General features: G+C 44.8%; 24 protein-coding genes. 22 read left to right on the top strand and 2 right to left on the bottom strand.

All coding sequences use genetic code 11. From position 1 onward, the window contains the following. The first annotated feature begins 12 nt into the window (after positions 1-12). The 9 genes from nirB (at position 13) to ECA01S_RS07185 (ending at position 8,685) form a co-directional block, all read left to right on the top strand. Positions 13-2,445 (top strand): nitrite reductase large subunit NirB, encoded by a 2,433-nt coding sequence (nirB, locus tag ECA01S_RS07225; RefSeq protein WP_067393295.1) that lies wholly within the window; start codon positions 13-15, stop codon positions 2,443-2,445. Beyond that, positions 2,442-2,756, top strand: coding sequence for a nitrite reductase (NAD(P)H) small subunit (locus tag ECA01S_RS07220; protein ID WP_067393293.1), 315 nt, complete (start codon positions 2,442-2,444; stop codon positions 2,754-2,756). The genes nirB and ECA01S_RS07220 overlap by 4 nt, the downstream gene beginning before the upstream one ends. Beyond that, positions 2,753-3,712 (top strand): uroporphyrinogen-III C-methyltransferase, encoded by a 960-nt coding sequence (gene cobA, locus ECA01S_RS07215; RefSeq protein ID WP_067393291.1) that lies wholly within the window; start codon positions 2,753-2,755, stop codon positions 3,710-3,712. The genes ECA01S_RS07220 and cobA overlap by 4 nt, the downstream gene beginning before the upstream one ends. 36 nt (positions 3,713-3,748) lie before the next feature. Beyond that, on the top strand, positions 3,749-4,612 hold the full coding sequence (gene hemC, locus ECA01S_RS07210) for a hydroxymethylbilane synthase (RefSeq protein ID WP_067393289.1): 864 nt from the start codon (positions 3,749-3,751) through the stop codon (positions 4,610-4,612). Further along, positions 4,609-5,259 carry a uroporphyrinogen-III synthase gene (locus ECA01S_RS07205; RefSeq protein ID WP_067393287.1) on the top strand — a complete coding sequence of 217 codons (651 nt, stop codon included), beginning with the start codon at positions 4,609-4,611 and terminating at the stop codon, positions 5,257-5,259. Before hemC ends, ECA01S_RS07205 begins: the two co-directional genes overlap by 4 nt. A gap of 109 nt (positions 5,260-5,368) precedes the next feature. After that, complete coding sequence (locus tag ECA01S_RS07200; RefSeq protein ID WP_067393284.1) at positions 5,369-7,255, top strand: heavy metal translocating P-type ATPase; 1,887 nt, start codon at positions 5,369-5,371, stop codon at positions 7,253-7,255. A gap of 22 nt (positions 7,256-7,277) precedes the next feature. After that, positions 7,278-7,508 carry a heavy-metal-associated domain-containing protein gene (locus tag ECA01S_RS07195; RefSeq protein WP_067393281.1) on the top strand — a complete coding sequence of 77 codons (231 nt, stop codon included), beginning with the start codon at positions 7,278-7,280 and terminating at the stop codon, positions 7,506-7,508. Then, on the top strand, positions 7,509-8,024 hold the full coding sequence (locus ECA01S_RS07190) for a ferritin family protein (protein ID WP_067393279.1): 516 nt from the start codon (positions 7,509-7,511) through the stop codon (positions 8,022-8,024). It begins immediately after the preceding gene. 1 nt (position 8,025) lies between these two features. After that, positions 8,026-8,685, top strand: coding sequence for a Crp/Fnr family transcriptional regulator (locus ECA01S_RS07185; protein WP_067393276.1), 660 nt, complete (start codon positions 8,026-8,028; stop codon positions 8,683-8,685). A gap of 45 nt (positions 8,686-8,730) precedes the next feature. On the opposite strand, the gene ECA01S_RS07180 is transcribed toward ECA01S_RS07185, so the two are convergent. Then, positions 8,731-9,381, bottom strand: a complete 651-nt coding sequence (locus ECA01S_RS07180) for an endonuclease III domain-containing protein (protein WP_245631202.1) — start codon at positions 9,379-9,381, stop codon at positions 8,731-8,733. A 123-nt stretch (positions 9,382-9,504) separates the two neighbouring features. On the opposite strand from ECA01S_RS07180, the gene acpS reads away from it, so the two are divergent. The 3 genes from acpS to ECA01S_RS07165 are packed head-to-tail and all read left to right on the top strand — an operon-like array spanning position 9,505 to position 11,362. Then, a complete protein-coding gene (gene acpS, locus ECA01S_RS07175; protein ID WP_067393271.1) occupies positions 9,505-9,867 on the top strand; it encodes a holo-ACP synthase in 363 nt (120 codons plus the stop codon). Next, on the top strand, positions 9,867-10,967 hold the full coding sequence (alr, locus tag ECA01S_RS07170; protein WP_067393268.1) for an alanine racemase: 1,101 nt from the start codon (positions 9,867-9,869) through the stop codon (positions 10,965-10,967). Before acpS ends, alr begins: the two co-directional genes overlap by 1 nt. Positions 10,968-10,978: 11 nt before the next feature. After that, positions 10,979-11,362, top strand: coding sequence for a type II toxin-antitoxin system PemK/MazF family toxin (locus tag ECA01S_RS07165; RefSeq protein ID WP_067393265.1), 384 nt, complete (start codon positions 10,979-10,981; stop codon positions 11,360-11,362). Between the two features lie 40 nt (positions 11,363-11,402). Here the strand turns inward: ECA01S_RS07165 and ECA01S_RS07160 are convergent, their stop codons facing one another. After that, positions 11,403-12,509 (bottom strand): immunoglobulin-like domain-containing protein, encoded by a 1,107-nt coding sequence (locus tag ECA01S_RS07160; RefSeq protein WP_067393263.1) that lies wholly within the window; start codon positions 12,507-12,509, stop codon positions 11,403-11,405. A 237-nt stretch (positions 12,510-12,746) separates the two neighbouring features. Between ECA01S_RS07160 and ECA01S_RS07155 the strand changes: the two genes are divergently transcribed. The 10 genes from ECA01S_RS07155 (at position 12,747) to ECA01S_RS14355 (ending at position 23,410) form a co-directional block, all read left to right on the top strand. Further along, positions 12,747-14,279 (top strand): AcpB/EbpR/MafR family transcriptional regulator, encoded by a 1,533-nt coding sequence (locus ECA01S_RS07155; protein WP_067393260.1) that lies wholly within the window; start codon positions 12,747-12,749, stop codon positions 14,277-14,279. Beyond that, a complete protein-coding gene (gene queG / locus ECA01S_RS07150; protein ID WP_067393257.1) occupies positions 14,251-15,387 on the top strand; it encodes a tRNA epoxyqueuosine(34) reductase QueG in 1,137 nt (378 codons plus the stop codon). Before ECA01S_RS07155 ends, queG begins: the two co-directional genes overlap by 29 nt. Further along, complete coding sequence (locus ECA01S_RS07145; RefSeq protein WP_067393255.1) at positions 15,387-15,689, top strand: DUF2500 family protein; 303 nt, start codon at positions 15,387-15,389, stop codon at positions 15,687-15,689. The genes queG and ECA01S_RS07145 overlap by 1 nt, the downstream gene beginning before the upstream one ends. Positions 15,690-15,846: 157 nt before the next feature. Continuing rightward, on the top strand, positions 15,847-16,269 hold the full coding sequence (locus ECA01S_RS07140) for a MarR family winged helix-turn-helix transcriptional regulator (protein WP_245631209.1): 423 nt from the start codon (positions 15,847-15,849) through the stop codon (positions 16,267-16,269). After that, a complete protein-coding gene (locus ECA01S_RS07135) occupies positions 16,269-18,005 on the top strand; it encodes an ABC transporter ATP-binding protein (protein WP_067393251.1) in 1,737 nt (578 codons plus the stop codon). Before ECA01S_RS07140 ends, ECA01S_RS07135 begins: the two co-directional genes overlap by 1 nt. Next, positions 17,995-19,869: an ABC transporter ATP-binding protein gene (locus ECA01S_RS07130; RefSeq protein WP_067393249.1), complete on the top strand. Its 1,875-nt coding sequence runs from the start codon at positions 17,995-17,997 to the stop codon at positions 19,867-19,869. The genes ECA01S_RS07135 and ECA01S_RS07130 overlap by 11 nt, the downstream gene beginning before the upstream one ends. A gap of 232 nt (positions 19,870-20,101) precedes the next feature. Then, positions 20,102-20,812 (top strand): hypothetical protein, encoded by a 711-nt coding sequence (locus ECA01S_RS07125; RefSeq protein WP_067393246.1) that lies wholly within the window; start codon positions 20,102-20,104, stop codon positions 20,810-20,812. Positions 20,813-20,827: 15 nt separating this feature from the next. Beyond that, on the top strand, positions 20,828-21,817 hold the full coding sequence (locus ECA01S_RS07120; RefSeq protein WP_067393244.1) for a coiled-coil domain-containing protein: 990 nt from the start codon (positions 20,828-20,830) through the stop codon (positions 21,815-21,817). Further along, the gene (locus ECA01S_RS07115; protein ID WP_067393241.1) at positions 21,810-22,217 is read left to right on the top strand and encodes a LysM peptidoglycan-binding domain-containing protein; all 408 of its coding nucleotides are present in this window, start codon (positions 21,810-21,812) and stop codon (positions 22,215-22,217) included. The genes ECA01S_RS07120 and ECA01S_RS07115 overlap by 8 nt, the downstream gene beginning before the upstream one ends. 323 nt (positions 22,218-22,540) lie before the next feature. Further along, the gene (locus tag ECA01S_RS14355; RefSeq protein ID WP_169792767.1) at positions 22,541-23,410 is read left to right on the top strand and encodes a hypothetical protein; all 870 of its coding nucleotides are present in this window, start codon (positions 22,541-22,543) and stop codon (positions 23,408-23,410) included. Positions 23,411-23,422: the final 12 nt, after the last annotated feature.

Below are 23,422 nucleotides of genomic sequence, written 5' to 3'. Positions count from 1 at the left end.
AGGGGCACACACATGAAAGAGCGTTTAGTCGTTATCGGAAACGGCATGGCCGGCGTCCGCACAGTGGAAGAAATTTTAGAACGCGATCCTGCGCGTTATGACATTACCATCATTGGAAAAGAGGAATATCCCAACTATAATCGGATCATGTTATCTAATGTTTTGCAGAACAAAATGATCGTGGATGAAATCATCACTAATCCCTATAGTTGGTACGAAGAAAATCAGATTCGTTTAATCAATCATGATCCCGTCACAGCTATTGATCATGCACAAAAAGTGGTAACCACGAAAGCTGGTATCAGCGTAAACTATGACAAATTATTGTTTGCCACCGGCTCACATCCCTTCATTTTGTCGATTCCAGGGGCCGACTTGCCAGGCGTTCTGGCGTTTCGAACCATTGAAGACACCGCGCAAATGCTAGATGCTTCAATCAAATATAAAAAAGCAGTGGTAATTGGTGGGGGACTTTTAGGTCTTGAAGCTGCCAAGGGGTTGCAGGACCAAGGAATGGACGTAACGGTAGTTCATTTGGCAAAATGGTTAATGGAAACCCAGCTAGATGAAAAAGCCGGCAAGCTACTACAAGCTGATTTGGAAGCGCAAGGGCTAAACTTCTTGATGGAACATGCCACTTCGGAAATTTTAGGCGAAGAACGGGTGACCGGCTTACGCTTTAAAGATGGTTCGGAAATCGCAACTGATTTAGTGGTTATGTCTATTGGTATTCGCCCAGCTGTTGAATTGGCTCGTGAGATTGGCGTTGAAGTCAACCGCGGTATCGTGGTTAATGACATGATGGCAACCAACTTACCGGATGTCTACGCTGTTGGGGAATGTGTGGAGCATCAGGGCATCGTTTATGGGTTAGTGGCACCCTTATTTGAACAAGGCAAGGTTTTGGCAGATTTATTGACAGAGCAAGCAGAAATCAAGCCTTATCAAGGCTCTAAGACCTTTACTTCTTTGAAGGTATCCGGTTGTGACCTTTATTCTGCGGGGAATATTTTAAATACCGAAGGCTTAGAAAGTATCGAAGCCTTTGATAGTATCAACAAAACCTATAAAAAAGTCTTCGTTAAAGATAACAAAATTGAAGGTATTGTGTTATACGGTGAAACCGAAGATGGTAGCCGTTACTACAATATGATGAAAAAAGGGCAAGAAATCACGGATCTGCAATCCATTGCCGTCTTGACGACCGCCGATGGTAGTGACGCCGGCGATGATGTGGTTACTTGGGCGGATGATGAAACGGTTTGTGGCTGTAACGGGGTAACGAAAGGCAATATTTTACAAGCCATCCGGGAAAAAGGTCTGACCAGTGTAGCCGAAGTAGGAAAAGTTACGAAAGCCGGGACTTCTTGCGGGAAATGTAAAGGTCAAGTTCAGAGCTTACTAGAACATGAATTAGGTGGTGTCGTGACAGCCGCAACAGGGATTTGTGGTTGTACCGATTTGAATCGTGATCAAATCATGACCCAAATCTATGCCAAACATCTAACGACCACCGCAGCTGTTTATGAAACACTAGCCTTTACCAATCCGGAAGGCTGTAACAAGTGTCGCCCAGCCATCAACTTCTATCTGGGAGTGGCTTGGCCCCATGAGCACCAAGATGAACGGGAATCCCGTTATGTCAATGAGCGGATGCATGCTAACGTTCAAAAGGATGGTACCTTCTCAGTGATTCCGCGGATGCGAGGTGGAAAAACTTCGCCGCAGCAATTATTGAAGATTGCTCAAGTCGCTGAAAAATACAATGTACCTTTGGTGAAAATCACCGGCTCACAACGCATCGGCCTGTATGGCGTCCGCAAACAAGACTTGCCAGCAATTTGGGAAGAGTTGGACATGGTAGCGGCACAAGCTTATGCGAAAGCCTTCCGCTCCGTCAAAACATGTGTTGGGAAGAACTTCTGCCGCTTTGGGACCCAAGATTCCATGGGCTTAGGTATTAAGTTGGAAGAGCGCTTCGAATATATCGATACACCGCACAAATTCAAGGTCGGTGTTTCCGCATGTCCTCGTAGCTGTGTAGAATCGGCAGTGAAGGACTTTGGTGTGATTGGTGTCGAAAATGGCTTCCAAGTTTATATCGGCGGTAACGGTGGGACTGAAGTCAAAGAGGCAGAATTATTGACGACTGTGGAAACCGAAGCTGAAGTGATTGAATTATGTGGCGCCATGATGCAGTATTACCGGGAAACAGGCATCTACGGAGAACGAACCGCGCCTTGGCTAGAGCGACTAGGGTTTGAATCTGTTAAAGCAGTCTTGCTAGATGAGGCGAAACGTCAAGCCTTAGTAGCAACTTTGGAAGAGGCAACAGCGGCTAAACGCCAAGATCCGTGGCATCAAATTACCGCAGATCGTGATTTGCGAGAAAAAATGTATTCCATCGATTATCGAGAATTAGTGGGAGCAGGTGAAAAAGCATGAGTGCGATTGTATTGACAGAAGTAACGAAATTAATGCCTAAAGTAGGGCGCTCAGTGGTGGTTAATGGTCAGAAAATCGCCGTTTTTCAAATGAGCAATGGTGAGATTGCGGCCTTAGAAGACTATTGTCCCCTGACAAATGGTCCCATTTTGGAGGGAACAGTTTCTGGTCACTATGTGTATGAACCAATGCGGGATTACAAGATTTCGCTATTAGATGGTCAAATCCAAGAACCAGATGAAGGACAAGTCAAAGTTTACCCGGTTTCCATCCAAGACGGCGTGGTCATTATTGAAGGGATTGACTTATGATTCATTTCGTTGGTGCCGGGTCGGGGGATCCCGAACTACTGACGATTAAAGGACAACGAATATTAGCACAAGCCGAGGCGGTCATTTATGATCGCCTCGTTCATCCTTTGCTGCTGTTTCATTGTCCTAGTAACTGTCAGTTTATTTACGTAGGCAAGACGCCCTATCAGTCCTCTATGACGCAAAGTGAGATCAATTCGCTTTTAGTAGCGACAGGACAAAAATATCAGCAAGTGGTGCGCTTGAAGGGGGGCGACCCGGGAATCTTAGGCCGTTTGACAGAAGAGCTGACGGCGGTAACGGCAGCGGACCTTGCGTTTACCATTGTTCCGGGAATCACCGCCGCTAGTGCGGCTGGTGCTTATAACGGCATTCCCTTAACTGAGCGCGGCACAGCAGTAGGCGTGACTTTCATGACGGGGCATTTTCAAAAAAATCAAAAACAAGACTTTCTGACCCTCACGCAAGCGCAAACCATCGCTTTATATATGGGTTTAGAGGCCTTGCCCGATTTTATTGCCACGCTTAAAACGCAAAACTTTGCTGAAACGACCCCAATTGCGGTGATTCGCTGGGGGACGCTAGGTCGTCAAGAAAAAGTGATGGGCCCGTTAAAGACGATTGTACAGCAGGTGGCAACGGCCGGTATCAAAAATCCGGCACTGATTTTGATTGGCAAGGTAGTCGGAAATAGTGAACGCTTTGCTTGGTTTACCCAGCAGCCTCGTTTTGGCGAGCGTCTGTTATTGGTGGCGACACGACCGCCAAAATTAACGGAAATCTATGACTATACGAGCCAAGGAATCGACCTGTGGTGGCACCAAGTGGGACCAGAGCGTGATCAGCGCTTTGATACCATTAGTGAGCGTTACTTAAGTGAACAACACTTTACCACAATCCAGTTTTTAGATGCGGAGGCCCAAGCTGCTTACGAAGCGTCTGGACTGGTCAAGTAGGCAACGAAAATCTATACTGAAGGCAGGAGGTGTCTTATGCGAAAATTAAAAGTAGGGACACGCAAAAGTCCCTTAGCCATGCGTCAAACTCAGCTAGTGATTGCGGCCTTAGAACAGGTAGCACCTAATATAGAAGTCGAAATCGTGGGGATTTCCACCAAAGGGGACCGGCTGCAGACAGCTTCTTTAACAGCGATTGGCGGTAAAGGCGTCTTTGTTAAAGAAGTGGAACAGCGCCTGCTGCGTCAGCAAATTGATTTTGCGGTTCATAGCTTAAAAGATATGCCCGCTATTTTACCGCCAGGATTGATTTTAGCGGCGACACCACCACGGGCCGATGCAAGAGATTGTTTAGTACTGAAGGAAGCCTGGCAAGAGGGGCGACCACTAGTGATTGGCTCTAGTAGCATGCGTCGCATCAAGCAATTGCAGCGCCCTAATTTTCGCTTTGAACCAATTCGGGGAGCTATTGAGACGCGCTTAGCCAAAATGCAAGCTACCATGGACGGGACTGTGTTAGCCTGCGCCGGATTAGAACGCATGGGCTACTTGGCAGAGTTGCCTTTTGCTTATCCACTAGCAGTAGAGGACTGTATTCCCGCAGTGGGACAAGGAATTTTAGCCGTGGAATGTCGTAGTGAGGATCACGAATTACAGGAGTTGCTAAAACAAATTGACCATGAAGAGACGCGGATTCAGGCCACGGCAGAGCGGCAATTTTTAGCCGCCATGAATGGCAATTGTGATATTCCACTGGGAGGACATCTCCGGCGGCAGGGGCAGGAATGGCAATTTGCGGCCTACTTAGCCGCCAGTAGTGACGCTGTGGGGCGGCAACTATTGCTCAATGGAACGGAGCCGGAACTATTAGTTAAACAAGCGGTGGCGGCGTTATTATGAGACCAATTTTATTGACCCGTGGCCGCGAGCTGAACGCGCCTGATCAAGCTCGTTTTGCAGCAGCTGGTTACCCCACAATTGAACTTCCTTTAACGGGTATTCGCATCTTAAGGGAAAACTTGGCCAATGCTCCCCAATTAGCCACTAGTGAATGGTTGCTATTTACCAGTCAAGCGCCGGTTAAAGCCACGCTGGCTCAGTTCAAGCCAGCAGAGCCGCCTAAAATTGCGGTAATTGGCCCTAAAACTGCGGCGGCAGTTGCAGCGGCTGGCTATCAGGTTAGTTTTGTTGGTCAAGAATCTAAAGCCGCTTTAGTCCGCGATTTCCAGCAGCAGTTTCCCCAAGCGGGCCGTATTTTCTATCCTAAAAGCCAGTTGGCAGATGACTATATTGAGACGCATTTAGCCAATGTCACCAGCGTCATTGCTTATGAGAATTATTTGCCACCGGCTAGTTTGGCTCAATTGCCACGGCTTTTACAGCAGCCACTAGCGGGTATCTACCTCACAAGTCCCTCAGCGTGGCAACGAATCAGACCGTTTGTAACCACGCAGCCTTTGCTTGCGATTGGTCCTACTACGCAGCAAGCGATAGCAGCAGAGGGCTTTTCCAGCCAATTAGTAACTGAATTTTTAGCAACGAGTTGACTAGCCGATGAAATGTCGCATAGTCAGCTCTTTTTTTGTTTTCTTGATGTCGGTCAAGTTCAACGCCGGCTAAGGCCTCTATACTGAAAGCATCAAAGGGGGAGTAAAAATGAAATTTCAACGAATGTTACAAACCTATCGGGACCCACTAATGGTACTAGCTGGCGTCATGATTTTATTAGCGGGGCTTAGTCACTTATTCGCGCAAGAGCTAGCAGCCCTGCTTTTATTGGCAGCCGCGTCGATTATTGGCTTTGTACCCATCGCCTTACATGCCTACCAAGCGTTGCGGGTTAAAACTATCAGCATTGAACTTTTAGTTAGTATTGCGGTGCTGGGTGCCTTTATGATTGGCGAATTTGAAGAGTCGGCGATTGTGACCTTCCTATTTGTCTTCGGCAGCTACTTAGAGCGCAAAACATTGGAAAAGACCCGTTCTTCCATCCAAAGTCTAACGGCAATGGCACCAGCTACGGCACTGCAAGAAACCGCAACTGGTGTGACGGAAATTGATATTGATGAGGTGGCAGTGGGCGATGTGTTGTTAGTCAAAACGGGGGCACAAGTGCCGGTGGATGGCGTCATTTTGACTGGCAGTGGCTATTTGAACGAAGCCAGTGTTACCGGAGAGTCGCAAGAGGTTAAAAAAACCACTGAAGATCATGTTTATGCAGGGACTTATTTAGAAAATGGCACGTTACGGATCGAAGCTGAGCGAGTGGGGGAAGATACCACCTTTGGGAAAATTATCGAATTAGTGGAAGAAGCCCAAGATACCAAATCACCGGCAGAAAAATTTATCGACAAATTCGCCCGTTACTACACGCCAGCAGTCTTATTACTATCCTTGGTGGTAGGCTTGATCAGTCGTGACATTCGTCTGGCCATCACTATTTTGGTGCTAGGTTGCCCCGGCGCCTTGGTGATTGGGGCACCGGTTTCCAGTGTGGCTGGCATTGGTAATGGGGCTAAAAATGGGGTGTTGATGAAAGGCGGCGACGTTATGAGCGCCTTTAGTCAAGTAGATACCCTGCTATTCGACAAGACGGGGACTTTAACGAAGGGGCAAACGGAAGTCGTAGCCCAAGAAGTAATCAGTGCTGATACCACTGTTTTAGCCATTGTCGCTGCCGCTGAAGGTGAATCGGACCATCCGTTAGCGCGCGCTATCAGCAGCTACCTTACGACAGAACCAGTGATGATTGAAGAAACCACCGTCTTGAAGGGACAAGGGTTACAGGTTAAGGCGTTAGGGAAAACCGTCTATATTGGCAATGAAAAATTGCTGACGGAAGCAGGGCTTTCCTTAACGGCGGTGCGACCACTATTAACGAAGCTTCAACAGAAAGGTGTTTCTACTGTTTTAGTGGGGGATGAACAAGTGCGCTATTTGTTTGGTATCGCTGACCAAGTCAGACCTGATGTTAAAGAAAATCTTCAGACCTTACGAGCAGCTGGCATTCAACATATGGCCATGCTGACGGGGGATAATCGCCAGACTGCCGAAGCAATCGCTGGTCAATTAGGTATCGACGAGGTCTATGCAGAATTGTTGCCGGAAGAAAAAGCGGCGATTGTGGCTGAGCTGGGCAAACAAGGCCGTCAGACTGCCTTTATTGGTGACGGCGTCAATGACAGTCCCTCTTTAGCGTTGGCAGATATTGGCATCGCTATGGGTAGTGGAACCGATGTGGCTATCGAAACGTCGGATGTTGTCTTGATGCGCTCCAGCTTCAGTGAATTGGTCCATGCTTTTCGTTTGGCTAAGAAGACTATGAGCAATTTACGACAAAATATCGCAATTGCCATCGCTACGGTGGTCTTTCTATTGATTGGTCTTTTAGCAGGCTATATCTATATGGCCAGTGGCATGTTCGTTCATGAAGCTAGTATTCTAGTGGTTATTTTAAACGGCATGCGGCTCTTAAAATTTCAAACAAAACCTGTAAAAATTGATACAGATCAAGTTCTTATGCGTGAAGACTCGCTAAAATAAAGTCAAAGAGGAGGAAGAAATCATGAGCAAAGTCGTAATGAAATTAGATGAACTAACTTGTCCATCATGTTTACAAAAAATCGAAGGGGCCTTAAACCAACAAGCCGGTGTCAAAACTGCGAAGGTCCTTTTCAACGCCGGGAAAGTCAAAGCTGAATTTGATTCCACCGCGGTACAAGCTGAACAGTTGGCTGATTTGGTAGAGCGCCTCGGTTATCAAGTACAATCTGTCAAAGTACAGGAGGAAATTTAAATGACCCCTAATGAAAAATATCAAGCTGAAATTGCGCAAAGTGAAATCGATCACCATACCCCAACTGCTGGGGCGATGACTGGCCATGTACTGGCTAACTTGGCAATTCAACAGACGAAACTAAAACAAGCGGCTTTTTATGGGCAAGGTCAGACTGCTAAAGCTGACTTTCGTGCATTAGCCCTTAAAGAAGCCCAGTTGTTTGACGAATTAGCTGAATTGATGTTAGATGAAGGGGAAGTGATTCCCACCACCACAGAGGAATTCACTCGTTATACTATGTTGCAGGAATTGGGAGAAACCAAGTATCAACCGACCACCACATTGCAAGCCAATCTGGTAGCCGATTTGGATACGCAAAATATGTTTATCACCCGCGCAATCAAATTAGCCAAAAAAGAAGACAAGTTTCCACTAGCCCACTTTTTGACCGAGTTATACAGCTTTAATCAACGGCAAATTCGGCTGTTGCAGGAAGCTTTACATCGTGATTTGTGGGAAGGTCGAGAGGAGTAAATTGATGGAAAAGCACCGTTGTGTCACCCTAGTACCACTGTTTAACCATTTAGGTGAAGCCGACTTAGCCAAAATTGATCAGCTAGTTGCCCATAAGACCTATCAAAAAGGGGAGCAAGTTATTTTGCCGGATCAAGATCCCCAACTGACCATTGTGGCCCGAGGTCAACTAAAAGTGTATCAATTGTCCGCCAGTGGCAAAGAACAATTACTACGGGTGGTGGAGCCTGGGGGCTACGAAGGGGAAAATGCCTTGTTTGGGGCGGCTAATGAAAACCTTTTTGGGGAAGCATTAGCGGAAACAACGGTTTGCTTTTTACGACATCAAGATTTTTCACAACTCTTATTGCAATATCCGCAACTTAGTTTAAAGTTATTGGAGATCAATGCTAAAAAAGCTGCCGCTACGGAACATCAAGCGCAGTTTCTAGTAATGGAGGCCGTGGAAAATCGTTTGGCAGCCTATTTACTAGACTTGTCGAAGGCAACCAATAGCGAAACTTTTACCTTACCGATGAAAATGAAGGAACTAGCGGCATTTATTGGGACGACTCCCGAGACGATTTCCCGCAAGTTCAAAAATTTTGAAGCTGCTGGCTGGTTAAAACGCCAAGGCCGAGAAATCCAGTTATTAGATTTAGAAGCTTTAGAAGATTTTTAAGCGATAGACGCTCTTCAGAGTAGAAACTGGCAAGAATCGCCGAGTCTACTTTGGAGGGTGTTTTTTGGTTAAATGCAAATCAGCTAGAAAGCTATGCTGCCAGTCGGTATCAGTAGGATGCTCTTTGCCGAAATCAACAATCCAGCCATGTAGCTCTTGCGCTTGTTGATTGGTGAAATCTGTGGGCAGCAGCAGTTGTCGCTGTAAATCCCGGTAATTTTTGCTGGAGACACCAAGGCGCAGAAATAACCGGCGTGCATAAGTGTCTGCAATAAAGACCACCTTATCAAATAAATAAACTAATAGGACATCGGCTGTCTCGTTGCCAATGCCCGGCAAGGCCAGCAGTTCTTGGCGCAAAGCGGCCGTGGCTTTTGTACGAATCTTGGCTAGATCATAGTCGTAGCTGGCAAACCAGTGACTGCCGGCAATCAGGGCACGGGCCTTAGCTTGGTAAAAGCCGCTAGAACGGATATAAGGAATCAGTTCGTCAATCGTTAAATTATGCAGGGCTTGGGGTGTTAGTAATGCGGCTTGTCGTAACTGAGTTAAGCTCAGCTCAACATTGTACCAACGAGTATTTTGCACGAGAATCGCACCAATCCAAATCTCCCACAAACTATTGCCGGGCCACCAACGTTCACCAACTGGATAGTGTTGGGCAAAACGCTCATATAGCGGTTGAATGGAAAACATCATACTTGCTCCTTTGGTGATAAATTCTTGTCTTTCGCTTAAATTTTACCGTAATAGGAGCTGATTGTGGTAAAAAGAGGATTTTTTGGTAAAATAGGACTGATTGAGACTGGAGGATGGCAAATGATCAAAGGTATCGGAATAGACTTAGTCGAACTTGAACGGATTGCGGATATCATCCAAAACCGCCCCAGTTTTATTCAACGAGTTTTGACCCCCAAAGAGTATGAGACGTTTCAAGGCTTAACGCCAAAACGTCAGATTGAATATTTAGGTGGCCGTTTCGCCTGCAAAGAAGCTTTTTCAAAGGCTTATGGGACGGGAATCGGCGCGGTTTCTTTACAGGAAATCGAGATTTTAACCAATAAACGCGGGGCGCCCCAAGTGACCCGCTCACCCCACAAAGGACCAGTTCATGTGAGTATTACCCACACGGACACCTTGGCGATGGCCCAAATTATTTTAGAGGAAGAAGGTCAGCAATAATGGCGATTGGTTGGCATCGAGCAACAGCAGCGATCATTGATACCCAAGCGATCGTAGCGAATATTACCAAAGAAAAAGAACGGCTTCCAGAGGATACTGAAATTTTTGCAGTAGTCAAAGCCAATGGCTATGGCCATGGCGCCATCCAAACGGCGTTGGCGGCAAAAGAAGGCGGTGCTAGTGGCTTTTGTGTTGCGCTGCTAGATGAAGCCATTGAGTTACGAGAAGCCGGAATTGTAGAGCCTATTTTGATTTTGAGTGTTGTAGAACCGGAATATGTACCGCTGTTATTGCAGTATGACTTGTCCGTTACCGTGGCGACTGCCGCCTGGTTAAAGGAAGCCGCAACGTTTATTGAAGCTGTGCCGCTAAAAGTTCATGTCAAAATTGACACCGGCATGGGGCGCATTGGGTTTCGGGATTTCCCAGAGTTGGATGAGGCGATTAAGCTTTTAAATCAGCCGGAGTTCGTCTGGGAAGGAATTTTTACCCACTTCTCCACAGCAGATATGGCTGATCAAGAATACTATGATAAACAAGCACAGCGCTTTAAAACAGTGCTGGACCATTTGGAAAAACGCCCCCGTTATGTTCACTCTAGCAACAGTGCAGCCAGCTTTTGGCATCAGCCAGTGGGTAATGTCATTCGGTATGGTGTGGCGATGTATGGTTTGAATCCTTCTGGAACTGTGTTGACGGATCCCATCCAATTAGAACCAGCCTTGAGCCTGGTTTCTAATCTGATTCAGGTCAAAGAGTTACCAGCCGGCGAAGGGATTGGCTACGGCGAAACCTACATTACGGAAGAGCCACAATGGATCGGCACAGTGCCGATTGGTTACGCCGATGGTTGGTTACGGAAAATGCAAGGTTACGATGTCTTAGTGGATGGCGAGCGTTGTCCTATCGTTGGCCGAGTCTGTATGGACCAGTGTATGATTCGGTTGCCGCGGCAAGTCCCCATTGGCACAAAAGTGACATTGATTGGTCGTGACCAAGGTGCAGAGATCACCTTACAGGAAATAGCTGACCGCTTAGAAACGATTCATTACGAAGTTGCATGTACGATTTCACACCGCGTACCGCGTATCTATAAATAAGGAGGGATTGCATGGTCAAACGCGGAGATATTTACTTTGCTGATCTATCCCCAGTCATTGGCTCAGAACAGGGCGGCATTCGTCCTGTCCTAGTGATCCAAAACAATTTAGGAAATCATTTCAGCCCTACGATTATCGTGGCGGCGATTACTGCCAAGATGGCAAAGCCTAAATTGCCGACCCATATTGGCATCAAGTCCAATCAGACAGGGATTGAACGAGACTCAGTTATTTTGATGGAACAAATCCGCACGATTGACAAATCACGTTTGAAAGAACGCGTTTGTCATTTGGATCAAGCCATCATGCTTCAAGTAGATGAGGCGCTAAAAATCAGCGTGGGCATTACGCCGCCGCAGCCTCAATTATCTTACATAGAAGAGTCGCACTCTTAGGCAAAAAAACCGCCCAAGCATTTTAGCGTGGGCGGTTTTTTTATGCTGCAGAAGCGAAGATAATCAAATTTAGAGTATCAGAGATACAAGTTTGTAAAGTAATCCGTTCGCCGCCACCGGTACCGGTAATCTCTTCCCAGTAATCCTTTTTCGTTTTGACCTCCATGCCGGTGTCATCAACCTGCACGATATTATCTACTTGGTAAGTGGTGGTTAGTCCTTCTACATCTGTAACCGAGATGGTACTGCCTAAGCTGACTGAGAAAAGTACGCTGAAAGCCCCAGGATTATGTCCGATAAAGTGGGTATTGGCCCCATCACTACCGGAGTAAGTCGCAGCGCCACCCCACGTGGCTACCCCATTACTGCTATCTGCGTCGATAACGGCTTGCCCACTGGCTTGTCCGCTATTTTGATAGACAATAGTTTGCCCGGCAATTTGCATCTGGGTCACAGGTGTCGCGGCAACCTCCTCCGTCGGTTCTTCTGCAACCGCTGCCGTAACTGCTTCTGTGTCAGCTGCTGGTTCTGTTTCACTGGTAGCTGTGGGCTGAGTTTCGCTACTGTTACTAGTTTCTATTGGTGTTGATTCAGCGGGTTCAGCTGGCAATACCGTAATAATTCGTTCTTTACTAGCTTGTTGCGTTTGGAAAGTGACGTGATAAAGCAAGGTATAATCGCCTGGTGTACTCGTATCAACGTCCCCTTCAATGGTCAAAGCCGCAGTGATATCTTCTCCGTCTGCTGTGGCGCTGACCTCTGCAAGTGGTTCAAAAGGGTCCCCTGCCGTAATGGTTTGGTCGGCTAAGTGAATTTCTGGAGTGATGGCTGGCTGAACTTCTACCATGACAATCTTAGTCGCAATATTACCGGCAGCATCAGCTGTTGCCAATACCGTTGGAAAAATGGCGGGAACAGTTGTGGAGAATGGTTCATAATGGAGCGTTAGCCGGTGGGTTTGGTTGTCCCATAACTGGAAATGCTGCTGAAAATCAGTCTGATCCGCATTCGCTGGTAGACTTACGTAGCTAGGTCCCGTGATAGTAGGGGCTTCGAAATCGGAGAAAAAGAATTCGCTGCTGGCATCGGCCGTATCACTGAATGCCCATAAACTCAATCCGGCTAAAAAGGTTAATAATAATTTCATGATGCTCCTCCTTGAACTTGTTGTTGCCTTTATTCTAGGAGCTTAAAAAAATAATTGAAGAAAACAGCTAATAAGATAACAACTGTCAGTGGAAACTTTCATGTGAAAAGCAAGACGGGCGAGGGATTTCCTGTTCCAATCATAAATTCCCCTTCTAAGAGAACTTTTTGGAGGGCTAATAGTACGTATTTTCCTGCGATGATGATAGAATTAGAAATAGATTGGAGGATGATGAGTATGGAAGAGCTGTTAACAGCTACCACCAAACGTCAGTTGAAATTATTGGAAATCATGAATCGTGAACAACGCTGGTTGACAGCTGCTGAAATCACTCGCCTACTGGATTGCTCCCTAAAAACTTTGCAAAGTGACTTGCGCTTTTTCGGTGAGCAGTGGTCGGAATACTTCACTGTAGAAGTCTCAAAGCAAAAAGGTTTGCGGCTGGTGTTGTCGAATAAAAATAAGATTGGGAATCTTTATCGGCAGGTTATCCACCAAAATGATGCCTTTACCTTTATGGAAGAATTATTTTTTGAACCTAATCAAGATAGCGACTATTGGCAGAGGCACTGCTATTTAAGCGAGGCTTCTTTTTACCGCATGGTTAATAAAGTAGAAAAGGCCCTAGCTCGGCGCGGTCTGCAACTAGAGCGCAATCCCTTTCGAATTACGGCAACGGATGAACGACGTGTCCGCATGTTTTTCGCCTATTATTTTATGGAAAAAAACCAGCTGCATGACTGGCCATTTCCTTTTGATCGTCAGCGAATGCTATGCCTAGTGATGCGTTCACTGACAGATTTTGAATGGACATTGGATGATGCCCAAATTTTAAAATTGAGCTACCTCTTTGCTATTACAATTATTCGCAGGAACCAAGGCTTTGCGCTCAAAGAATCGTATTTTCAAGAGCCGCTAGATGTGTTGGAACAAATCCTATTGAATAATACGGCAGCCGTGAAAGCCATCGTGGCCTTGGGGCAACAAGAACTGCCGCAGTTTTGGGTCAAAGAAGCCAGTCAAACTGTTTTCTACCAGTTTTATATTTGGGATAATCCTGAAGAAGAATTGCGAATCCAACGGCAAATTGCCCAAGCTTTGCATAAAGCCGCAACGGTAGCGGATATTCCGATAAAAATTACGGATGTGGAAAGTATCAGTGACCGCTTAATGGATCTTTATGGCAAATTTAAGGCCTACCCTTATCCACATTTCGTTTTGATGGACAAGTACGCGTATACGACGCAGGGCATTTATACGAATTACCCGGTGATGTGTGCCATCCTAGAAAAAGTATTGTATCAGCTTGAAAAACAAACCAATTTCCCTTGGTACAGTGAATTTCGTTACCGCTGTATCTACTGGATATTTATTAAATGGGATCGCTTGCCATTATTAGCCGAAGCCAAGCGACGCAAGGCCCATATCCTCATCGCCAGTGACTTAGGATATGAGCATGCTCAACTATTAGCGGATATGATCGAAGGAACCTTTCAACAGCGGGTGATTGTAGCAGTCAACCAAGAGTCGTTACTATTTTTCAACCAGGAAGAACTGCGGAAGTTTGAGGACTATGATATGATTGTCGTGAATAATCCCATGTCGATTTTCCCAGAAGAAAAGCAGTTAGTGGTAGAAAATATTCCCACCATCCGTAATTGGATTGAGTTGGAAGACCAAATCATGGCTTTTCAGCGAGTACCGTTAGGAATGATCGACTTCTTGAAGGAATGGAGTCAATATGGAGCAGTTGAAACAACAAATCATTGAAGCGAGTCAGCGGATTGGTATCGACAAGATTGGCTTTACCACGGCTGAGCCCTTTGCTTATTTGGAAGATAGTTTAAAAGAACAAAAGGCCGCTGGACATACTTCAGGTTTTGAACACCAAGTTTTGGAGGAACGCCTCTACCCGGAAAAGATTTTTTCACAACCGCGCACGATTATCGCGATTGCGTTAGCCTATCCGACTAAATTAAGTCAACCAGTGAAAAAAGGCCGCGTCAAACGCGGTCAGTTTGCGCGGGCCTCTTGGGGGCTGGATTATCACACGATTTTGCGGGAGAAGATGGCTGAACTGATTACAGCAATTAAAGAGCTAGTACCGGAGACAACCTTCAAACCAATGGTGGATACCGGTGAGCTGATTGATGTAGCCGTAGCACAGCGAGCAGGCTTGGGCTTTATTGGCCGCAATGGTCTTTTGATTACACCTGAATTTGGTTCTTACGTCTATTTAGGAGAAATCATTACGAATTTGGCGTTGCCACCAGATGAGCCGCAAGAAAATCAATGTGGCACCTGTACGCGCTGTATCGATTTTTGCCCACCGCAGGCACTCTTAGGGGATGGGCGTCTAAATGCGCCCCGCTGTTTGTCCTATCAAACACAAACGAAAGGCTTTATGGCTGAAGAATTCCGTCCTATGATCAAAAATGTGATTTATGGTTGTGATATTTGTCAGCAAGTTTGCCCTTTTAACAAAGGAAAAGATTTTCACTTTCATCCAGAGATGGAGCCGGTAGTAGAAGAAGTAATGCCAGAGTTACAACCGTTACTGACCATCAGCAATCGAGAATTCAAAGAACGCTTTGGCCGCTTGGCTGGTTCTTGGCGCGGCAAAAAGCCGTTGCAGCGCAATGCTATTATTGCTTTGGCAAACACACGTGATCGTAGCGCGATACCGGCTTTACTAGCAGCCATGGAGGATACCCGTCCTGTGATTCGCGGAACGGCTGCGTGGGCAATCGCAACCATCACTCGCCAAAGCAATCAGGAATTAGTGACCTTTATGGCAGAAAAATTACAGCAGGAGACTGATGAGGAAGCCGCTCAAGAAATCAGTCAGGCTCTTGCGCGGCTGAAGGAGACACTATGATGGGCTATTTGGTATTGATTATCATCGGAATATTGCTGATTTGGCAAATCTATAAAGGCTGGCAGCGATTCAAACAGCCTGTGGGGGAAGTCCTACCTGCCTTATTAGTCGAAAAAGAAAAACGGCAAATAGCAACGCAGCAAACAGATGGCACCCAGTTGCCAGATTATGAGTATTGGCTTCATTTTGAGTCCCAAAGAGGACGCCAAAGCTTTCAAGTTTCACGAGATATTTATCTAAAAGCCGTGGAAAAACGCGGTCAGCTTCATTTCGAAGGCGATTCGTTCCTCTCATTTGAGTAGGCGAATCGTCTGTTTTTTGTAAAAGGCGAAAAATGAAGATTTTTTCATGGAAATATAGGGAAAACAGTTAGTTTGATTCTTTGACAAAGAATTTTATTTTCTCTAAAATAGTTAGGAGGCGAACATTTTTTGAAAGGAGGCCTGCAGCTTGAAATCAGTGGGAATTGCGGTAAAAAATCTGTCTAACGAGATTTTTCGGTTTATCAGTGCAACCTTTAAGCAGCATTTTGCCGGTGAATATTCACCAATGCAGATCTTATTTGTTCATTACATAGGCAACAATCAACCGGCAGTTTATCAGCGGGATTTGGAGCAAAATTTTAATATCCGCCGCTCCACCGCTACGGGTATCTTGCAGCATTTGGAAAAGTCCGCGGTGATTGAACGAACTAGCTCACCAACAGATGGGCGCTTGAAAACGATTCAGCTGACAACAACGGGAACTGAGTTGCATCAGCAGTCAGTGGCGATTTTTCAAGAAATCAACCAGCAGTTGGCCCGTGATATTTCGGCAGCAGACTTACAGACATTCTTTCAAGTGATCGACCAGATTTATCAAAATACCGAGGAGGGGATTTAATGTTAAAAACCTTACTAAGTAATGTCAAGGAATATAAGAAGGAATCCTTCTTGACCCCCGTGTTTGTAACCGGGGAAGTGATTCTAGATATCGTGATTCCATTAGTGATGGCCATGCTGATTGACCAAGGAATCGAAAAAGGCGATATGCAGAAAATCCTGATGATCGGCGGACTTTTATTTGTTCTAGCCGTTATTGCCTTGTTTTTCGGGGCCATGTCAGGACGTTATGCGGCGATTGCCTCGGCTGGGTTTGCGAAAAATATTCGTAAACGACTATTTGGTGATATTCAGGAATTTTCTTTCTCCAATATCGACCGTTTCTCTAGCTCGAGTTTAGTTACTCGTCTGACCACCGACGTAACCAATGTACAAAATGCCTATCAAATGGTCATTCGTATCTTGATCCGCAGTCCGTTGATTTTTATTTTCTCTTTAGCGATGGCTTTTGTCATTAATAAAGAGTTGGCCTGGATCTTTTTAGTAATCGTGCCATTCTTAGCAGTTGGTCTTTTCTTAATCGTGCGTTTTGCCCATCCAATTTTTGAGAAGGTCTTTAAAGTCTATGACCGCTTGAATCAAGTGGTCCAAGAAAATTTGCAGGGGATTCGCGTCGTGAAATCTTACGTGCGGGAAGACTTTGAACGGGGTAAGTTTGAAGAAGTTTCGACGGAAATGTACCAACGTTTCTCACTAGCACAACGTATCGTGGCTTTTAACAGTCCTTTGATGCAATTGTGTATGTACACGACCATCTTGTTAATTTCTTGGCTAGGTGCGAAGCTGGTAGTAAGTAATAGCATGACCACTGGCGAATTAGTCAGCATGTTTACCTATGCTATGCAAATTCTGATGGCTTTGAACATGATGTCGATGGTTTTTGTTATGGTCATCATTGCCCGCGCTTCTGCTGAGCGGATTGTAGCGGTGATGGATGAAAAAAGTGATTTGACTAATCCGGAAAATCCGCTGTTTGATGTACCTAATGGCGATGTAGAATTTGATGACGTCTGCTTTAGTTATGCCAATGATCCAGAAAAATTGGCGTTGAAGCATGCCTCCTTTAAAATCAAATCCGGCGAGATGGTGGGGATCATCGGAGGCACCGGAAGCTCCAAGTCCACCTTAGTACAGTTGATACCGCGCTTATACGATGTCACCATGGGTTCTGTGAAAGTCGGCGACCACGATGTGCGGGAGTACGACCTGAAAACATTGCGGGATCAAGTTTCTATGGTCTTACAAAACAATGTGCTTTTCTCCGGCACTATCAAAGAGAATTTGAAGTGGGGAAATGAAGACGCCACTGATGGGGACATCGAACGGGTGGCGAAAATCGCTCAGGCGGATAGCTTTATCCAAGAATTTCCAGATAAGTATGACACGGTCCTATCCCAAGGCGGCACGAATGTCTCCGGTGGGCAAAAGCAACGGTTGACGATTGCGCGGGCCTTGTTGAAAAAACCGAAGATTTTGATTATGGATGATTCCACTAGCGCTGTCGATACAAAAACCGATCGCTTGATCCGCGAAGGCTTGAAAAAGGAAATTCCGGGAACTACGACCTTTATCATTGCACAGCGAATCAGTTCAGTGGAAGATGCTGACAAGATTATTGTGTTAGATCGTGGTGAAATCAATGCTATCGGAACCCCGGCAGAATTGATGGAAACCAACCAGATTTACCGCGAAGTATATGAATCTCAACAGAAAGGATTTGGTGAACATGGCGAATAAACGAACCAGTAAAAATCCTTTAGGTACCTTAAAACGTATCTTCAGCTATATGTTTGTTCATTACAAATTCCAGCTGTTGATTGTCTTTGCCTGCATTATTATTAGCGCTTATGCCAATGTCCGCGGCTCGTTATTCTTACAAGTGGTCATTGACGGCTATATTACACCGTTGTTGAATACCCCAAATCCGGTTTTTAGCGGCTTAATTAAAGCAATCGCCTCAATGGCCTTGATTTATGGGGTTGGGGTTGTCTCTACTTTGGCCTATAACTTGATTATGGTAAACGTCAGTGAAGGCACACAGAAATATATTCGTGACAGCTTGTTTAGTCACATGGAAACTTTGCCAATTCGCTATTTTGACCAACATACCTTTGGGGATGTTATGAGTCACTACACCAATGATATTGATACCTTGCGGCAAATGATCTCGCAAAGTATCCCCAACTTGATTGCGGCCTTAGTGACCTTTGTTAGTGTCTTTGTGGCGATGTTTACTATTAGTGTGCCCTTGACGATTTTCGTCATGTTCTCCGTAACTGTTATGTTTATGACAATCCGCTTTATAGCTGGGCGCAGTGGCCGTTTCTTTGGTCAACAACAGCGCGATTTAGGGATTGTTAATGGTTATATTGAAGAAATGATGCATGGTCAAAAAGTCGTGAAAATCTTCAATCATGAAGAAAAAGCTATTCAACAATTTGATGCAATCAATGAAGATTTACGGAAAAGTGCTACGCAAGCCAATGTCTACGCCAATACCTTGATGCCAATCATGATGAACTTGCTGAATATCCAGTATGTCTTAGTCGCCATCGTGGGCGGTTTGTTCTCCGTTTATGGAATCAGTGGGCTGACCATTGGGATGATTGCCTCCTTCCTACAACTAAGTCGCTCTTTGAATATGCCTATCAGCCAAATTTCTCAACAAATTAACTTTGTGATTATGGCACTGGCTGGGGCGGAACGAATCTTTGAATTGATGGATGAACCTTCCGAAGTAGATGATGGCTATGTCACGTTAGTCAATGCTAAGTGGCAAAGCGGTCAACTGGTCGAAGCACCAGAAAGAACCGGTCTTTGGGCTTGGAAGCATCCTCATGAAGACGGGACTATCACCTATACCGAACTTACAGGTGACGTGACTTTTGAAGATGTTGATTTCTCCTACGATGGCAAAAATATGATTCTGCATGATATCAATCTATACGCGAAGCCAGGTCAAAAAGTCGCCTTTGTGGGGGCAACTGGTGCCGGGAAAACCACCATCACCAATTTGATTAACCGGTTCTATGATATTCAAGACGGTAAAATTCGATATGATGGCATCAATATCAAGAAAATCAAAAAGCACTCACTACGCCGTTCATTAGGGATCGTTTTGCAGGATACCCACTTGTTTACCGGCACAATTCGCGAAAATATTCGCTACGGCAAGCTAGACGCCAGCGATGACGATGTATTAGCTGCGGCTAAATTAGCCAATGCTGATGGCTTTATTGATAATCTACCTGATGGTTATGACACCGTAATCACCGGGGATGGTGAAGGTTTGTCACAAGGACAACGGCAACTCCTAGCCATCGCTCGAGCAGCGATTGCTGACCCACCAGTGATGATTATGGACGAAGCGACGTCTAGTATTGATACGCGGACTGAGGGCATCGTTCAAAAAGGAATGGATGGCTTGATGCACGGGCGGACTGTTTTTGTTATTGCTCACCGTTTATCGACAATCCAAAACTCAGATGTCATTATGGTAATGGACCATGGCCGAATTATTGAACGGGGCGATCATGAAAGTCTGTTAGCCGAAAAAGGAATGTATTACCAACTGTATACCGGTGCAGTCGAATTAGCATAGAGGAAGCTGCGGTGCATGAAGAGCACCGCAGTTTTTTTGTGCGGATTAGTAGCGGGAGATCCTTTTAAGAGTGAGAAAAAATGGGGACAAAATTGCTGGAAAAGCAAGATAACGTTCGTCTATTTAAACTTTTTATAAGTTTTAGATAGACTTTTTGTCAAGGAGAATGCTAAGATAGAAACGTCTATGATATTTTGCAACAACTCCCTATTTTTCAGAAAGGAATCATTCAATGACTATTTTTATTATCGTAATAGGGATCTTGTTGCTGGGAATATCCGGTTACTTTTTGTATCAAAAGATTGAAGCGTTTCAAACAACTTTTGATGAACCGGAGTTGGATCGGAAACTGCGACTTTATCGCTTGACCCAAACCTCAGAACTGCAATTTGTCCTATTTGGCGGATTCATTCTGTTACTGCTTTTGTTTAGCGGTCTTTTCCTTTACCAACAGCAGCAGCAACAAGAACTCCGCACACAGATCACCGCACAGCAACAGCGCATCGAAGCGCAACAGCTGCAGCTAGATAAAGTGATCATACCCAAAGAAGAATTGACTACATACACGAAAGACACTTGGCAAACATTGTCGATTCCGTGGGAAGCCCTTTTGTTAGTGGATAACCAAGAAAAATTAGCAGACTACGAAAGTCAGATTGCGGAAGCCTTGACGCCTTACCTAGGTGACACAGATGTCCGAATTTTTGTGGATGCTAAAGAAAAAAACTATACGCTCTCACTTTACAGTCGTTTGATGGATGAGGAAAACTATCAAACTGTTCAAGCCAATTTTGAACAGCTGGCAGCCGATGCGGACCAAATCAAACCGTTAATGATGCTGGATTTTACTATGAATCATCAGAAAGAAAATCATCGAGTGAAGGATTACATGATATTTGTTCGGGAGAAACAGGGCGAACCACTGAAAAAAATTATGAATTAAAGCGAGGGAGTAGAGATGGCAAGTAAGAAAAAGTTGATCAAAAAAATCGGTGGCTTACAAACAGATACATTAAATGAGCTGACGGGAGAAACGGGACAGCCAACACAGGCTGCACCACAAGAAGATACTGTACAAGCATTAGAGCAAGAAAATCAACGTCTTCAACAAATTCGCCAAGAATTGGAAGCAGAACTAGCGCAGGCACAGACAAGTCCAGCAGTTGATACTGTTGAAACAGACAAGCTGCGTTTAGAGCTAGAGCAACTGCAAACGGAAAAAGCTCGTTTGGACCTTTCTATGACAGAATTAGAAGACGAATTAAAAGAACAGATGGAGAAGAATCGCCAATTGGAAACGAAAGCAAACAACACACCTAACCAAGATCGTACACAACAACTACAAAGTGAAATTCAACGTTTGGAAATCGAATTGACAGCTGAACGCAATCGCAATACCGCCGCTGAAAATGACAAAAAAGAATTAGAAGCGAAAGTGGAAGCGCAAAAAGACGCAGCTGAAAAAATCAGTGCCCTAGAACAAGAATTGACAACAAGCAAAGAAACTCAAGCTAAAGCACAAAATGATTTTGAAGCACAATTAGCTGCCTTGCAAACTGAAAAAGATAGCTTAGCTACTACTTTGCAAGAGCTGAAAGAAAACCAAGGTGTCGAAGACGTTGAAAAACTAAAAGAAGACTTGCTGGCAACGAAGCAACAAGTCAATGATTTGGTTGAACAAAATAAAAACCTAGTAGAGGAAAATGCTCGTTCCCAAAAAGATATCGGGGAAGTGTTGCTTTCTGCTAAGCGTGAAGCTAACAAAATCGTGGAAGATGCGAAAATCGAAGCAAACCACCTAATCAATACAGCGCAACTAGAATTCTTGAACATTGGAAATCGTGCTAAGGTAATCTCTAACCAAGTGGAAGAATCACGGGCAGAAGTATTGGCAATCTATGATGAATTACAAGATAGACTGAAACGTTTGTCTGGATTCGATGCTTAAACGAGTTATTGCTTTTTTAACGTTGTTAGTAATCTCTGTCAGTGTAGCGGTGACAGCAGTTGCGTCCAGTGCGGCCGATCCTCAATTGACGCCGGCTGAACAAACAGAAAAAATCGCAACAGAAGCGGCACAACAAGTACCAACAGACGCAACGGCAGAATCTGCCCAGCCTAAGGTTACCGAAAAAGTACAACAAGAGTCAGCAAAGAAAAAATCCGAAACAACTCAAAAGGCGGAAGTTACGGAAGAGCAAACCAAAGAGACAACTTATATAGTCAAAAGTGAGGATAATCTTTGGTCCATTGCACGGAGACATAACGTATCAGTTGAACGGCTAATGCAGATGAATCAGCTTCAGGATAGCCGCTTGTATCCGCAACAGCAATTGCTGATCCCATAACTAGCGTTGGTTTCTCGTAAATTTTTTCGCAAAACAAAAAAATAGAAAAATCGAACGGTTTTGTTCCGTTACAATAGAATTATCCTTTCAGTGGTTTCGCTTGCCATTGGGGGACCCACTAGATTTATCTACGGGAAGAAGACGCTTTCGGGCGTCTTCTTTCTTTTTGTCAAAAAAATGAAATTCACTTAATAAAAATGAGAAACAGCATATAAAGATATGCTGTTTTTTTGTTATCTAAAAAAAAGATGAAAAAATATGGAAAATTATGATGATAAAATAATTGAGTAGATAAATCAGATTACTGGAAAGGTGGGAAAACTATGTTAGGTTTTGGCAAAAAGAAAAAGTCGAAGAAAGACTATGATGAATTCGATTTTGATGACGAGGAGTTTGACGACGAAGACTTCGATGATGAGGATTTCGACGACGATGATTTTGATGAGGAAGACTTTGACGACGAGGACTTCGATGACGAAGATTTCGATGATGAGGACTTCGAAGAGGTTGAAAAACCTAAGGCGAAAAAAGCGAAGAGTAGCAAGAGCAACAAAACGACTTCAGATGACTCGCAAAAACGAATTCGTGAGCTAGAAGCAAAAAATGAACGATTAGAACAGGAGCTAGCAGAGGTTCAAGCTATCCCTAAGGATTACAGCAAGTTGAAGATGGAACGGGAAACGCAAAGTCATCGACTACGTGAATTAGAAGAGCAAGTTTCATTGGCGCAAAAACGTAATGAACGACTATTACAAAAAATTGCTCAATATGAAGCCGAGCTAAACGAACTCCAACAAGCAGTGGATAGCGGCACCGTCGACACTGACGAGGAAACCCAAGTGGATCATGAGAAATACGATCTACTTGAAAAAGAGAATATGAATCTGCGGCAACAGATTGCGACTTTCCAAGCGGGCACAGCCACAACAGCTTTAGTTAGCCAAGTGGATCCGTTGACTAAGGAAGAAATCGCCGATGTCTTCTTGGAAGCTAAGGCTTACGCAAAAGCCTTAACCCAAGGTGCTCAGGACCGATTAGTCGTACTAAGTCATGAGATTGATCAGAAAGAAGCGCATCTGAGAAAGCTGCAATTGATGGAGAACGACTACCAACGTTCTTACCAACGAATTTTAGAAGCCAAGGCAGAAACCGAGAAGGCTTTAGAAGATATGGCGAAATTACGCATCGATTAAAGGAGGCCCCAA

This window comes from Enterococcus canis NBRC 100695 (genome assembly GCF_001544375.1).
GTDB lineage: Bacteria > Bacillota > Bacilli > Lactobacillales > Enterococcaceae > Enterococcus_H > Enterococcus_H canis.
The sequence above is the reverse complement of the archived record's forward strand: the minus strand, read 5'-3'. Positions and strand labels throughout refer to the sequence as shown.